Annotated in this window: 10 protein-coding genes and 1 pseudogene; 5 read left to right on the forward strand and 6 right to left on the reverse strand. The window is 44.7% G+C overall.

The window, feature by feature from the left end; translation table 11 throughout:
• Positions 1–78: 78 nt before the first annotated feature.
• The 4 genes from AC4II3_RS02750 to AC4II3_RS02765 all read right to left on the reverse strand — a co-directional run bounded on the left by AC4II3_RS02750 (position 79) and on the right by AC4II3_RS02765 (position 5,550).
• Positions 79–2,214, reverse strand: coding sequence for an adenylate/guanylate cyclase domain-containing protein (locus tag AC4II3_RS02750; RefSeq protein ID WP_488006998.1), 2,136 nt, complete (start codon positions 2,212–2,214; stop codon positions 79–81).
• 563 nt (positions 2,215–2,777) lie between these two features.
• Positions 2,778–3,863: a peptidoglycan DD-metalloendopeptidase family protein gene (locus AC4II3_RS02755; protein ID WP_488006996.1), complete on the reverse strand. Its 1,086-nt coding sequence runs from the start codon at positions 3,861–3,863 to the stop codon at positions 2,778–2,780.
• Between the two features lie 178 nt (positions 3,864–4,041).
• Positions 4,042–5,355, reverse strand: coding sequence for a homoserine dehydrogenase (locus AC4II3_RS02760; RefSeq protein WP_488006994.1), 1,314 nt, complete (start codon positions 5,353–5,355; stop codon positions 4,042–4,044).
• 45 nt (positions 5,356–5,400) lie between these two features.
• Positions 5,401–5,550, reverse strand: a complete 150-nt coding sequence (locus AC4II3_RS02765) for a hypothetical protein (RefSeq protein WP_488006992.1) — start codon at positions 5,548–5,550, stop codon at positions 5,401–5,403.
• 696 nt (positions 5,551–6,246) lie between these two features.
• On the opposite strand from AC4II3_RS02765, the gene AC4II3_RS02770 reads away from it, so the two are divergent.
• The 3 genes from AC4II3_RS02770 (at position 6,247) to AC4II3_RS02780 (ending at position 9,452) form a co-directional block, all read left to right on the forward strand.
• On the forward strand, positions 6,247–7,401 hold the full coding sequence (locus AC4II3_RS02770) for a pyridoxal-phosphate-dependent aminotransferase family protein (RefSeq protein WP_488006990.1): 1,155 nt from the start codon (positions 6,247–6,249) through the stop codon (positions 7,399–7,401).
• Positions 7,402–7,987: 586 nt separating this feature from the next.
• Positions 7,988–9,250, forward strand: coding sequence for a methionine adenosyltransferase (gene metK / locus AC4II3_RS02775; protein ID WP_488015392.1), 1,263 nt, complete (start codon positions 7,988–7,990; stop codon positions 9,248–9,250).
• A 67-nt stretch (positions 9,251–9,317) separates the two neighbouring features.
• Positions 9,318–9,452, forward strand: coding sequence for a hypothetical protein (locus AC4II3_RS02780; protein WP_488015391.1), 135 nt, complete (start codon positions 9,318–9,320; stop codon positions 9,450–9,452).
• A gap of 79 nt (positions 9,453–9,531) precedes the next feature.
• On the opposite strand, the gene AC4II3_RS02785 is transcribed toward AC4II3_RS02780, so the two are convergent.
• Both AC4II3_RS02785 and cofH read right to left on the reverse strand, forming a co-directional pair.
• On the reverse strand, positions 9,532–11,247 hold the full coding sequence (locus AC4II3_RS02785) for a DUF3352 domain-containing protein (protein WP_488015389.1): 1,716 nt from the start codon (positions 11,245–11,247) through the stop codon (positions 9,532–9,534).
• A gap of 178 nt (positions 11,248–11,425) precedes the next feature.
• Positions 11,426–12,553 (reverse strand): 7,8-didemethyl-8-hydroxy-5-deazariboflavin synthase subunit CofH, encoded by a 1,128-nt coding sequence (gene cofH / locus AC4II3_RS02790; RefSeq protein ID WP_488015394.1) that lies wholly within the window; start codon positions 12,551–12,553, stop codon positions 11,426–11,428.
• Between the two features lie 192 nt (positions 12,554–12,745).
• Between cofH and AC4II3_RS02795 the strand changes: the two genes are divergently transcribed.
• Positions 12,746–14,545, forward strand: coding sequence for a glycosyltransferase family 39 protein (locus tag AC4II3_RS02795; protein ID WP_488015387.1), 1,800 nt, complete (start codon positions 12,746–12,748; stop codon positions 14,543–14,545).
• 148 nt (positions 14,546–14,693) lie between these two features.
• Positions 14,694–15,017, forward strand: a pseudogene (locus AC4II3_RS02800) (glutathione S-transferase N-terminal domain-containing protein); the annotation flags it as partial.
• Positions 15,018–15,069 lie beyond the last annotated feature (52 nt).

The following is a 15,069-nucleotide window of genomic DNA, read 5'->3' on the forward strand; positions in this document are numbered from 1 at the left end:
AGTTACCAATTCACCATTAGCAATTTCCCATTACCCTTGGGTCTTTAATAATTGGGCAAAACTGGGCAAAGCCCATGTCTACACTGTTGAAGCTACTAATTCCTGTGCAGTTTTTAACAACCAAGCTTTTTGTTGACCTTTTCCATTCGGTGTGATGTCCTCAGCCTGCTCAAAGTCGTAAATATCATGGAGACTGTTGTAGACATTTTGAGACACTAATATAGCTCCCGTTGGGCAGTCAATCATCAGCTTATTGGCAACATTGACTGTGTCGCCCCAAACGTCGTAGACCACTTTTTCTCGACCTACAATGCCAGCAACAATATCTCCGGAATGGATACCGATTTCAAGGTCTATGTCAAATCCTCGTTCATTACTGAATCGGTGGGTCAACGCCAGCATTTCTAAAGCAAAATCTACCGCCCGTTTTTGATGGTCTATATGTAAGATTGATAATCCACAGACTGCCATGTAATTGTCACCAATGGTTTTAATCTTCTCTATCCCGTATTTGGCCGTGGCTTGATCGAAAAGACTTACTAGATCATTAAGAATTGCAATAACTTCATGGGTATCCATGGATCTAGAGAGCTTGCCGAATCCAGCAATGTCGCAGAACAAAACCGTAACATTAGAAACACTCTCAGCAATGTTTGTCTCTCCCCGTTTGAGACGTTTGGCTACGGAGTCGGGAAATACACTTGTGAGTAACTTTTCATTTTCGCGATTTTTCTGCTCGACCAGTTGAGTTTGAGTGCGTAAGCTGCCAACCATTTGATTAAATGACTCAGCTAACTCCCCAAATTCGTCTTCCGAGTCTAGATTCACAACCGCATCAACTTGTCCATCCGTGACTTTTCGGGCGCTAGCAATTAAAGCCCTAACTGGTTGCACAAACAGATGGGCGAGCCCCATAGCGAGTAGGGTGATCAGCAGTATGATCAAGGCAGCTGAAACCAAAACTCTCTTTTGAAAGGCGAAAACTGGCGCATAAGCTTCGGCAAGATCCATCTGGGAGACGATCACCCACTCCAATCCATTGATGTTTAAGGGAGCGTAGGAACTCAAAACTTCAATACCCCGATAATCATCAATAATCTGGGTGCCTTCTTGCCCAGCTAAGGCGGCTTTTACAGCTTCTGTCTTGACTGGCTGTTGAAGAATTGATGTACCGAACTGCTCGATTCGCTTCAGGATCTGTTCCTTTACACCATGTTCTCGCAAGGCTTTACTATAAGTTGTCGGGTCTTGAATTAGGAAACGGGAAACTGATCGCATCAGATAATCGTCTCCGACTAGATAGATCTCTCCTGTATCCCCCAAACCATTACTCTTCCATTTACGGTAACCTGTCATGACATTGTTAATCTGATTAACCGGAAGCTGGAATGCCAAAACACCTATAAATTGGGAGCCGTCATAGATGGGAGCAGCAATAAATGCTACTGGGGCTCCAAAAGAAGGACGGTAGGAATCAAAATCAAAGATCTGCACATAATCCTTTCCCTTGGCTTTTCGGAGGTCGGCTAAGGCGAAACCCAAGTTACTATTACTGTATGGTCCAGTGGTGAGACTGGTGCCAAAGTCCGTTTCTTTAAAAACTGAGTAGACAATTTCACCGGTTTGAGGATCGATCAGCAAAATATCCTGGTAGCCAAACTTTTCAACAATGTTGCGAAAAATCGGGTGGTAGCGGGTGTGAATACTACTGTACTCACTCTTGTCTTCTGGATCATCTAGGAGATGTTTCTCCCCAGCTGGGTTGGGGTTCGTGGCGATGTAATAGTACTGGAGGTAACGAGCCGCAGAGGTTTCTGGTAAGTAGGATTCTAATACAGGCTTCCCGTCGCTAGTTTCCGCTAGTTTGGTTAAAAATTCTTTACGGTAGTATTCCTTGAGGGTGTCCTCTAAATCAGTTGGTGTCCTAGATTGTTGCAGTTGGTTGTAGGCTGTCTTAAATTCCTGCATCGCCTCCACCACCATTAAGTTTTCACTCAGGGTCTGGGTCTGATGGCGAATATCTTCAAAGTATGATTCGATTTGATCTGCTTTGGAAGCTCGTAGACTGGTTAACTGGTTTGATACTGTTTTGCTCAGATGAGACTTACCACTCCGATAACCAATATAAGCAGTCACGAACAGCGAGCAAGTGCTCAGAGCCAGCAACATAAATATAAGTTTTGACCTGATACTCAAATTGTTGAGCAATCCCATGAACAGCCTCCCTGATCCCGAATTGTGAATGATAATGCCTGTTACCTTGTGTGATCCTCAATTGCCTCACTCCACACCTGAGAGGCTATGGAATTTGAGCTAGTTTCTTCCTGCTCAGGAGTAGGTAAAGAGTTCGATAAAAAAACTCTTAGAATGTACGCAGTTGGAATCTTGGCTAGATATTAAGCTATGAAGGGACATTAACTATGGGGGGTTATACCCCCTATAGTTGATAATTGACGATAACTTGAATAGGACTTGCCCAAAACTGCCCCCTAAACGCGCTGAGCGTTTAGGGTGCGTTAATAAGGCCTCCGACCCGGGGGTAATGCTTTAGTTCATTTGTACGGGGGAACTTCAGTTAAAAAAAAGTTCGCGGCAAGCACCAGCGAACTATAGGTCAAATAAGTATTTTTACTCGGATTATCTGATAGAATTTGCGATCGCACTCGGTAGTTCTTTTGTGCTATAAAGTCAAGTGTGGCAAGTGGGTTAATATCACGATCAGCAATAGCTGACTTTTGTAGATTCACGATTAACCAAGCCAGTCAGCTCAATGGTTACTACGGATTAATTTTCAAATGCAATTTTGGATCTTGTGCTGCCCAACCCCCAGGGGAATTTAAACGAACCTCAAAATGTAGATGGGGTTGGTCAATATCAGGATTTCCTGTAGTGCCCACTGTACCTAATAACTGTCCAACATTAATCTGCTGACCTGGACTGACAGTAGTACGGTTTAAGTGAGCATAGCGGGTTTGGCGTCCTCCCTCATGATTAATCACCACCAAATTGCCATAAGTGTTTTGTGGTCCAGCATAGGCAACGATACCGCTATCACTGGCAAAAACCTGAGTACCTTCCTGTGCCAGTAAATCCACACCAGCGTGAAACTTCTTTTCATCCTCACCAGCCTCTTGCCGCCAGCCGTAATCCAGTCCTATCCGTGCCACCCTTGGTAAGGGATAATTAGTCAATCCGGTGTAGCTATCTACAGTCGGAGTTTCCCTCGTTGCTGTGGGAATACCTATGCCAAGGGAATTCAACCCTGGGATAAAGGCTTGCTTAGAAGGTTTTTGACAACCATTTAACTCAAATAAAACCGCAGCACGGACACCGTAGGCGTCTGCTAAGTCTTGCCAAGTGGCATTCAATGGCACATTCACCAAGATGCCATTGAATGGCGGAATCAGAATCTCTTGCCCCACTGGCATTGACTGTCGGTTTAAGGCTCTATTAAATCTAAGTAGTGTAGCCTCCTCAAGGTTGTATTGGTTGGCAATACTCTCGACAGTTTCACCTGCAGCCACTTGGTGGCGAGTTAAGCGGGAGAGCACTGGCGGTGGACAGATATCCTGTATTGTTGTGTTTTGAGTTACTGTGTTTTGTGCCTGTTGTACTGTTTGTACTGTCAGAGTTGTTCGCGTAGCGTGGCCTTTTGGCCAAGGTTGCAGGTTGGCTGGTTGAAGTGTGGAATTTGTGAAATTTAACTGGCTTTGGGATCGCCAACTATCATCTACAGATAAAGAACCAGAATAGGAATCCGTTGTTACCAAGTTTGAAGTAGCAACAGTTGGGGTCACTAGCCAAAAAATTGTGGAAACAATTGGGAGCCAGCGCACTACATTCATTGTTAACGATTGAGTCATAGGTCAAGACTAGGGCAGAGGAAAACGGTTTCAACTTTTAGACTTCAAGCAAACAACCTAGCCTTCGGGAATGGCTACTATGGTTTGAACTTTCCCGGAAGGACTTCCCTCAACCCTCTAAAAGAGTAAACCTTCAACTATTAAGCCTTCAACTATTAAACCTTCAACTAGTGAAGCTTTAGAGCACTCTTAAAATGCTAGGAATACTATCGACTGCCTCTAGAGTCTGAATTTCATCTAGAGCCTGTCGGAAGTTCCCTTCACGCACATCATGAGTGACGACGACAATTTCTGCTAAGTTTCCTTGGAAACCAATTTGCACCACAGATTCTAAACTGACATGATGTTTGCCAAAACAGGTGCCTAAATGCCCAATTACACCAGGATGGTCTTGACTAAGGAACCGGGCATAAAAGCGGGTGACCAGGTCTGAAATAGGAGCAACAGTACAATAGTGCTGATGAGCACAACTAAGTAAAGGATGTAGTTCCTTGGCTTCCCGATTGGTTTTGAGGACAGCAGCAATGTTTAAGATATCCGACACTACCGCACTGGCTGTCGGACCAGAACCTGCACCAGGACCAGAGAAAATCACTTGTCCAATGGGTTCGCCTTCTACCACAATCCCGTTGTAAACATCATTAATACTGGCAAGGGGGTGAGTTTTGGCGACAAGGGTAGGATGTACCCTTAGCTGAATAGTTTCAGATTTTGGGTTATCCCCAGTTGCCATGGGGTCTCGCTTGGCTACAGCTAAGAGTTTAATTACAAATCCCAGTTTCTCAGCATAACCAATATCTGCTGCACTCACCTGACGAATCCCTTCACAATGGACATCAGATAAATTAATCCGTCCTGCAAAAGCAATAGAAGCTAAAATCGCAATCTTGTCAGCGGCATCTAATCCATCCACGTCAGCAGTAGGGTCAGCCTCAGCATATCCCAACCGTTGGGCATCAGAAAGAATATCGCCAAATTCTCCCCCTTCCCGTTGCATCCGGGTCAGGATGTAATTGGTAGTACCGTTAACAATGCCAGTAATACTATGAATACGGTTCACTCCCAATGCCTGTTTTAGGGGTTGAATTACTGGGATACCCCCCCCAACTGCTGCTTCTAACATGACGTAGACTCCTGCCTCTTCCGCCGCTGCAAAAATTTCATCCCCATAGCGGGAAATAACCGCTTTATTGGCAGTGACAATATGTTTACCTTGGGCAATCGCCTTGAGCATAAGCGATCGCGCTGGTTCTAATCCTCCTAGTAGCTCTACTACAATATCTATCTCTGGGTTGGTGACAATTTCTTCTAGATTGGTTGTCATCAACTCCAGTGGTAGTTGCACTTCTCTGGGCTTATCAAGCGATCGCACTCCTACCTTGGCAATTTCTATCCCTTGCAGTAGTGGGTTACGTCCAGCTGTGTCGAGTAAAATCTTTGCTGTTCCTGTACCAACCGTCCCTAATCCTAATAAAGCAATCTTAAAAACCACAGTATTTATCCTGAATCTATATGCTTGCCAAACATGCGTTCGCGCCTAGTGCAGATCGCGAATCTTTTTATTTTCTAGCCTACTTTGCGGTTGTTCGCGTAGCGTGGCCTTTTGGCCAAGGTTAATCTGTTGTTCGCCTAGCGTGGCCTTTGGCCAAGGTTGATCCGTTGTTCGCCTAGCGTGGCCTTTGGCCAAGGTTGATCCGTTGTTCGCCTAGCGTGGCCTTTGGCCAAGGTTGAACGCGCATGGGTGGGCGAAATGCCAAGGTTGTTTTGTGCAACCTACCAAGCTGCAACCTGCCAACCTTTAACCTAGCAACCTTTAACCTAGCAACCGGCTAACCCAGGTATAAGGGTTTCAGAGTTCAGGAAAGTCAATTAGTTAATTGACTTTTATTTATTTTTTTAGTGGATAAAGGTTTCATGATTTAGATGCGTTTGCCCTGGCTTTATAGATCAAATAAATAGATTAAAAATTTTTTTTTATAATTCAGTCTTTGATAAACTATTGTTTATTAAAAATAACTATAGCGTTTATAAATAAATTGTAAAAAGCGATTACCGTTTTTTATATTACCCCAAATAACTCTATAGTTTATTAACTCTTGCCTCTTGCCTCTTGCCTCTTGCCTATTGCCTTTCCCTAAGGGAGTATCTTCACCTCTCAAATAGAAATGCTATAACAGCTTAACTGCTGACATCACCATGACCATTGGCATCTTTTCGTAATCCTATGCAGATTAGGTTTTGTTGACCTGTTTAATCTCCTCTGTGCTTGAGGCTCAAGCCCCAATGCTTTCCCACCTTACTTCCTAAAACACGAGGATAGCCACGTTCGGGTTATTATTTATTTTGGTTAACTCTTACTTTACCAAACACTTATAAATAATAAATGACCTCAACCCCATCAATCAAAGATAATAATCGCGTCTCCCTGACCGATATAGATATGCCTCCGACGCTGTTACTCGGACCCGGGCCATCTAATGCCCATCCCTCCATATTACAAGCCTTGGGAATGCCCCCAGTTGGTCACCTGGATCCCCGTTTCATCGCATTGATGAACGAAGTGCAAACCTTACTCCGCTATGCTTGGCAAACTGATAACCCGATGACTATTCCCATGAGTGGGACAGGTAGTGCGGCGATGGAAGCTACTCTAGCCAATGCAGTAGAACCAGGTGATGTGGTTTTAGTTGGGGTTAATGGTTACTTTGGACACCGACTCGTGGATATGGCTGGTCGTTATGGTGCTGATGTCCGTAAACTAATGAAGCCTTGGGGGCAAGTTTTTACCCTTGATGAACTCCAAGAAGGCTTGGAAACCCATCGTCCTGCTGTCTTGGCTTTGGTTCATGCTGAAACGTCAACCGGTGCTCGTCAACCCCTTGAGGGTGTGGCTGAATTGTGCCGAGATTTCAATTGCTTGCTGCTGGTTGACACAGTCACCAGTTTAGGTGGGGTGCCACTGTTTATTGATGAATGGGGGATTGATCTTGCCTATAGTTGCTCCCAAAAAGGGCTTAGCTGTCCACCAGGCATTTCCCCTTTCACCATGGGAGCTCGTGCCCTCGAAAAACTCCACCAGCGTCGTACCCAAGTCGCTAATTGGTATTTGGATATATCGATGTTGAGCAAATATTGGGGTGACGAGCGCACCTACCACCATACAGCTCCAATTAATATGAATTATGCCTTGCGCGAAGCGTTGCGATTGGTTGCTGAAGAAGGACTAACCGCTTGTTGGGAACGGCATCAAACTAATGCTGAATTGCTTTGGGAAGGTTTGGCTGATTTGGGTCTAGAATGTCACGTCGAGCAAGAATTTCGTTTGCCTACCTTGACCACAGTTCGGATACCAGAAGGGGTAGATGGCAAGGCAGTTACCCGCAAACTGCTGGATGATTACAACATCGAAATTGGTGGCGGCTTGGGTGAATTAGCTGGGAAAGTCTGGCGCATTGGTTTAATGGGTTATAACTCTCGGCGAGAGAATGTGGTGCAAGTGTTGGATGCTTTAAAGGAGGTTTTACAGGATTCTAAATAAAACTTAATGGCAAGGGATTGGTAAGCGATGCAGAGGTGCGACCCGTGGCGAATTTAATTCGCCTACGGAAAACGCACCATTACGGTCTTGGGGAGGCAGCGCGGTCTTGGGGGTTTCCCCCATGAGCGACTGCCGTGGTTCCCCCCATGAGCGACTGCATCAAGAAGGGATGTAATTGTGGTGATCCTATTTGTTCAGAAATTTGCTCATTAGCTGATAGCTGACTGCTGATAGCTAAATCATTACCCTTGCCAAGCCTAAGAATGCCGCAAAGTATAAAATGTTAAAGATTTCATAAAAACGAGAGCGAGAGGATAAAACGTTGCTCGGATTATGGAGTTTAATCATTCATCAATTGAAAAATAGGTAAATAGTCGAAAAAACTCTACTTTTTGACTATTTACTCCTCAAATCATGCTGAAAAAGGATTCAGGATTTAATTCAGGATTTTTCTTAAGCTGTTGATTATAAGTTAAAAAAAAATGCTATAATTAAAGATTAAAGATTTGATAGTGGCGAGTTCAAGCAACTCAAAATGATCTATGCTATACAGGTTATTGATTAATAGTTAAAGGAGAATTGATAATTGTCTCGTCGCTATTTATTTACCTCTGAATCGGTTACCGAAGGTCATCCTGACAAAGTCTGTGACCAGATTTCTGACACTATCCTAGATGCTATGCTCGCTCAAGATCACCAAAGCCGTGTTGCGGCTGAAGTGGTCGTTAACACCGGTTTGGTATTGATTACTGGTGAAATTACTTCTAAAGCCCAGGTCAATTTGATTGATTTGGCGCGGAAGAAAATTGCTGAAATCGGTTACACAGATGCCGACAATGGTTTCTCTGCCAACAGTTGCTCTGTTTTAGTTGCTCTTGATGAACAATCCCCTGACATTTCCCAAGGGGTGACTACTGCCCAGGAAAGTCGGCAGGAAATGAGTGACGATGAACTGGATGCTATCGGTGCAGGGGACCAAGGTCTGATGTTTGGCTTTGCCTGCAACGAAACCCCAGAACTGATGCCCATGCCCATCAGCCTGGCTCATCGGGTTTCTCGCCGTCTGGCAGCTGTACGTAAAACTGGTGATTTATCTTACCTGCGTCCTGATGGCAAAACCCAAGTCAGTGTGGTTTATGAAGATGGCAAGCCGGTTGGGATTGATACGATTCTGGTTTCCACCCAACACGATGCCACTATTGGTGATATTACCGATGAGGTAGCTGTCCAGGCAAAAATTAAAGATGACTTGTGGTCAGCAGTGGTGGAACCCTGTTTCCAAGATATCGAGATTAAGCCGGATAACAACACACGCTTCCTGGTGAACCCCACAGGGAAATTTGTAGTTGGTGGTCCCCAAGGTGATGCAGGTTTAACTGGTCGCAAAATTATTGTAGACACCTATGGCGGTTACTCACGCCATGGTGGTGGTGCTTTCTCTGGCAAAGACCCCACTAAGGTAGACCGTTCCGCTGCCTATGCCTGTCGCTATGCAGCTAAGAACATTGTGGCAGCAGGTTTAGCAGACAAATGCGAAGTCCAGCTGAGTTACGCGATTGGGGTGGCTAGACCCGTGAGTATCCTTGTAGAAACCTTTGGCACTGGTAAGGTGGACGAGGAGATTTTGCTGGAATTGGTCAACAACTATTTTGAACTGCGTCCTGCTGGCATCATCCAAACGTTTAATCTGCGCGGATTACCCGCAGAACGGGGTGGTCGTTTCTATCAAGACACGGCAGCTTATGGTCATTTCGGGCGTAGCGATTTGATTCTGCCTTGGGAAGAAACTGATAAAGCAGAAATCCTGAGGGAAGCTGCTGGTAAATCTGGTGCTGTATCGATGGCATAAACCAGTACTCGGTTAACTCAAGGTGTTAGGTGTTAGGCATTAGGCTTTATGGATTACTTAAAGCCTAATGCCTAGTGCTATTAGCAATCAGCCAATGCGCTACGCGCACGCTACGCGAACAGCCATCAGCCAATGCGCTACGCGCACGCTACGCGAACAGCCCTTGGCCGTAGGCCAGGCTAAGGAAACAGCTTTTGAATAAAATAAGCTGAACCCTGACCACTGACCACTGACCACTGAGGGCTGACCGCTGACTGCTTACCTAATACCTAATAACGTCTCTAGGGTTTTTCCTGATTATCTCCCTTCTTAGTTTCAGCAGGTTTACTGGGTTGAGGCTCTTTTTTCAACTGAACAAAAAGTTGAAAGCGGGTACGATTGGGGTCGATTTTGGCAACTGTTAAGCCGATGGTGTTAATTGCCTTTGCTAAGGTTTCTTGCTGGGTTGGTAGTTGAGCGAGATTAAGATTACTGCTATTGAGGGTACGCTCAACATCAAGGAAAAATTGACCAGTGTTGGGATTAGGTTTGGTTGGTACGGTGTTTTGAAACAGAGGTGCTTGAATTAGTGTCTTTTGGGGTTGAGGAACTAGTTCACTGGCAATGGGGGCTCCTAGGGTGAAGAAGACTACATTCCCTTCTAACCAGCCGTGGGTAGCATTCACCCCTCCTAGAGTGGCTGTCCAGCTAACCATTGGTTGACCGTTCACCTGAGTTTCTACTACCGGTAACTGATAACTATTGGTGATTAAGTCATCCAATTGCTGTAGGGTTGCTTGAGCACTAGAGCGATCGCTTACTTTTACCATCAATGCTATCCCAGCTCCTAAGGGAGCAGAGTAAGGGTTATCCTGAAGCGCCAGTTGTTCGGGAGACATTGGTATTAAGGCTAGGGCAAACTCCCCTTCCATCCAAGATAGTAAATCTTTTTCCCAATCCAACCCTAAGGTGGTTTTCAATCCAGCTTGGAAATTGTCTGGGGAAATGGGGATGAGAGAATTTAATGCTCCTTGTTCGGTATAGTATTGCCAAAATTGTCTGATGTTACCCCCAGATATAATGCCTAGGGTACTCGCTGGCATCCGTCTAGGCAAAAAAGAACCGCTATTTTGGTTACTGGTGTTAACAGTGCTTCTGGGTTTGAACCAGGAAATCCCTTCAAAACTTATCCCCTCTGGTGCTAGGGTTACTGTTGTGACTATGTCTTGCTTTAAGGGTTTAGCTGCTGTTTTTTCAGGCTGCTCCTGGGCATCAGAGGCTACTGCGGCTAAAAAAGCTGGTAGATTAATATACAACTGAGCAAAGGACTGATCAGTTTTAATTTGAGCGATCGCATCTTGGTACCCAGACTTACTAGCTAGGGAAATAGCTCCTTTGTAAGTGTCAATCACCTGATCAATAATTTTGGGGTTTTCACTCACTACTAGAAAACGCCCCAGCACTGCTACTGAGTACTTTTGGGAGTTACTCTTGTTTGTTTCGTAAACCTGAATACCTCTGTAGGTTCTCTCAACCCACTGTTTCCCTGATTGAGACTTGGCTTTTTTGAACAGCTCCATTGCTTGGGTTAGTTTGTCAATGGGTAGTACAATCAAACTGGGAAAAACTGATTGATCGTTTGATAAGACGGCTGGTGATAAGTCTCTAGGGCTAAAGTATGCCAGGGTAACGTCTTGACCCAACCAAGGTTTGATATCTTGCTGATAGTTGTAGCCGTTAGCAGTTAGTAAATTTTCCTGCAACTGAGCAAGCTGTTTTTCCAAAATTTGTCGAGATTCAGTTGTGCCATACTTTAGCAACTGTTGCCATTGTTTGGAGTCTGTAGAAATCGATGCGGTAAAAAATGCATTTTGCGGAACTAACTGGGTACTTACCTGAATATCTGGTTGTAAAATCTGCCGCCGCACTAGCAACCAGTAAGCGGTTACTCCACCGCCTACTACCAAGACGGCTGCTGCAAAAATTAGCAGTAGAAAAGATTTCTTTTTTTTGGTCATGGATTTGATTGCTAGGGACATGAAGATAAAAGCTTATATCTTTGTGTGACCGTTGAATCTGATTAAAATTGGTTGTTCGTAAATTACCAATTAGTAATTACCAATTAGCAGCAATTACCAATTATTAATTAACAGCCATGGGTTCAACCATATTAGAAGTAATTAACTTGACTTGATCTTAGGTGTAGATCGTATCTCGTTGCTGATAGGGACGCCCAAGGGATTGAATGGCTGCTTGTAATGTTTCTACTTCCATACAGCTACCCCCCATAGCTCCGGCCATGGTGGTGATATGCTCCTCCATTAATGTGCCACCAATATCATTACAACCCCATTTAAGGGCATCTGTCGCCCCAGCAAGACCGAGTTTTACCCAACTGGGTTGGTGATTTTTAATCCAGTTCCCTAGGAAAATCCGAGCTACAGCTGTGAGTAACAGAGCATCTTTCAAGACTGGTTGATCCCGTCCAACACGATGGCGTAATGGTTTGGGGGCTTCCTTTCCGACAAAGGGCAGTAAGATAAATTCAGTGATTAAGCCAGGGTATCCCTGGTTACGGGCTGAAAGTTGAAGCGATCGCAATTTTTCCAAGTGTGCCATTTGTTGTTGGGGTGTCTCAATATGACCCGAGAGCATGGTACTGGTTGTGGGCATTCCCAGTTTATGAGCTGTTGACACAATCTCTAGCCAAGTGGCGGTATTGGTCTTTTCTGGACAGAGAATACGTCGGACATCATCATCTAAAATCTCTGCTGCTGTTCCTGGCATTGAACCAACCCCAGCCTCTTGTAGTTGAGCAATCACCTGGGCATAGCTAAGTCCATCTTGCTCAGCAATAAATTGCACTTCCTGGGGAGAGAAAGCATGGAGATGCAGCTGAGGAAACTCTTGCTTAATGGTTTTTACCAACTCTAGGTAATAGGGCAAGGTTGACCCATTGATCTTTGCCTTGGGGTTGAGTCCGCCCTGCATGCAAATTTCTGTAGCATTCCGCCGCAGCGCATCCGCTGCCTTGTCATGAATTTGCTGCCAATCGAGCCAATAAGCACCCTCTTCAGAGGCATCCCGGCGAAAAGCACAGAAACTACAGTGCTGGGTACAGATATTTGTAAAGTTGATATTACGGTTGATAACATAGGTAACCGTATCCCCAACTTGTCTATAGCGCAACCGATCCGCAGTTTCTTGAATTGACGCTACGGCCTGAGGTTCAGTTTGCTTCAAAAGCACAACCCCTTCATCGGGTGATATATCAATACCCCCTAAGGCACGGTTGAGAATAGTATCAACAGTAGTGGTAATCACAGGCATATTAAGTAAACCTACATTCAGTAAATCTACAATGATCGCAGTGATCGCAGTTGAACATCTCCATGGTGTAGCCAGAAGGTGAAAATAACTTAGGGGCTAAAACCCCCTGATTCTATATATTTTGTCTGTCATCTATTTCAATTCCATTGGCAAGTCTGCTCTTTGTGCTGATTGAGGTTACTATTGTTGAAAACTTTCCTGAGAAGTCTCTGGTTCCACCCCCTGTTGCTATTATTTTGGATTACTATTGGCAGTGTTTTACGCTTCACTAACCTCACCCTGAAGTCCCCCTGGACCGATGAATTTGCCACAATAGTGTTTAGCTTGGGCAATAGTTATCAAACCTTACCCCTAGACCAATCCATTTCCCTGTCTACCCTGTTACAACCACTGGAATTTAATCCACAATCGGGAGCATCAGCAGTTATTCATCATTTATTTACTGAGGATCACCACCCTCCCCTATATTTTGTCCTCGCGAACTGGTGGATGAGGCTATTCTCCTTTGGTTTACAGGCGTTCGATGGAACATCGTTACAGGATAGCGACTTAGTAATTTGGGGGATGCGATCGCTTCCCGCCCTGTTCGGTATAGTATCAATTCCACTAATCTATGGACTCAGCTGGGTAGGGTTTCGTTCCCGGTTAGTCGCTCAACTAGCAGCAGCAATTATGGCTGTGTCTCCCTACGGTGTTTTTCTAGCCCAGGAAGCCCGCCATTACACCTTAGCCATTTTGTGGGTGATGGCATCCCTGTGCTGCTTAGTTATTGCTATACAACATCTTCAACGCCAGACTGTTCTACCGATTTGGATATCCCTGTCTTGGGTAGTGGTTAATTGTTTAGGTATAGCAACCCACTATTTTTTTCTCCTGACCCTCTGTGCTGAGGCCATGGTTTTGTTAGGACTTTGGGGATTAGCCAAAATTTATCCTTCTCGACCCTCTCCCATCCGGCGCATTGGTGCAGTTGCGGCAGGTAGTGCTATGGGAGGATTAGTTTGGTTACCGGTGTGGCTATCGAGTTACGATGCTCAGATGACTGAATGGATTATAAGTAGCAATGATGGCAGTTGGGCTTGGACCAAGCCAATTTTTCAAGCTCTCGCTGCTTGGATTACCATGTTATCTCTATTGCCCGTGGAGTCATCTTCCCTGATAGTGGTCATTGCTTCGGGTTTGGTGATGTTGGTGTTTCTAATCTGGTTGCTCCCGATTCTCTATCGCTATCTAAAAATACAACTAAATCACCCTAAGACTGGTTTGGTCACAGGGGTTTTAGGGAGTTTCTTGATTAGTGCGATCGCATTATTTTTTGGTATTACTTACTGCCTTGGTACCGACCTCACCCGTGGTGCTCGGTATAGTTTCGTTTACTTCCCTGCTGTGATTGTATTAGTAGCAGCCGCCCTAGCCGTGAGTAACCGTCACCCTTCCACAGCAAATCCCACTAACAATAGTAGCCCTAGGAGACCAAACACTATAGCGCTAGTTTTGCTAATGGGGTTTTTGAGTAGTATTACCGTAGTCAGCAATCTAGGCTATCAAAAATACTATCGTCCAGATTTATTGGTACCGATAATTGAACAACAGTCATCAGTACCGATACTAATTGCTACTACTCACAACACCTTGGTACAGACTGGTGAAATGATGGGACTGGCTTGGGCATTCCAACAGAAGGCTGATCAAAAACTCTCCTCCCTCAATCCCCAATTTCTCTTGGCACATCAAGACCAAATTCAGTGCCAGCAGACAACTTGTCCGGCTGCTATTACTCTTAAACAGACTATCGATGATTTGTCAAGTACCCTAGATTTATGGTTGGTGAATTTTAACGCAACAGTTGAAGAGTTACCTAATTGTTCTGCTGAGAATTCTGTTAATAATTTAATATCCGTGGATGGTTACCAAGCTCAGGTTTATCACTGTCTTGATCCTCAGCATTCAGCTGTCAGCTATCAGCCGTCAGCTGTTAGCCGTTAGCCGTGAGCTAAAAGCTCACGCTACTTGAGGTGCCGTCAGCTTATTTTATTCAATAGCTGATAGCTGATAACTGATAACTGATAGCTGATAGCTGACACAAAATATGCGATAGTATCTTTTGTATCAAACTTTAATTAAAGCCACCCCCATGAGCATCCCTCCCCTAACCTGGCAAGAACTAGAAGCTCTGACGGATTTTCAAATAGATACTGTGAATGGCGCTACTAACGCTCAATCTTGTTTGCGCCTATTTGGTTTTACTGAATCTGATATTCGAGTTACCCTATACCGAGATAACCACGCTTGGTGTCCTTACTGCCAGAAAATTTGGCTATGGTTGGAAGAAAAACAGATTCCTTATCGTATCAAAAAAATTACCATGTTTTGTTATGGTAAGAAAGAACGTTGGTACAAGCAGAAAGTGCCATCGGGGATGCTACCAGCCCTAGAGCTAGATGGTAACTTAATTACCTGAGGGGGCGACGAAATAATCTAAAACGCAGACTCTATAAGTAATCTAGCCC

The organism is Moorena sp., assembly GCF_982860115.1.

Bases quoted from the DNA above. Each gene is read 5' to 3' on its own strand.
- AC4II3_RS02755 (WP_488006996.1), bottom strand. From the start codon at position 3,863: ATGACTCAATCGTTAACAATGAATGTAGTGCGCTGGCTCCCAATTGTT.
- AC4II3_RS02750 (WP_488006998.1), bottom strand. From the start codon at position 2,214: ATGGGATTGCTCAACAATTTGAGTATCAGGTCAAAACTTATATTTATG.
- AC4II3_RS02780 (WP_488015391.1), top strand. From the start codon at position 9,318: ATGCCTAGTGCTATTAGCAATCAGCCAATGCGCTACGCGCACGCTACG.
- AC4II3_RS02785 (WP_488015389.1), bottom strand. From the start codon at position 11,247: ATGACCAAAAAAAAGAAATCTTTTCTACTGCTAATTTTTGCAGCAGCC.
- AC4II3_RS02770 (WP_488006990.1), top strand. From the start codon at position 6,247: ATGACCTCAACCCCATCAATCAAAGATAATAATCGCGTCTCCCTGACC.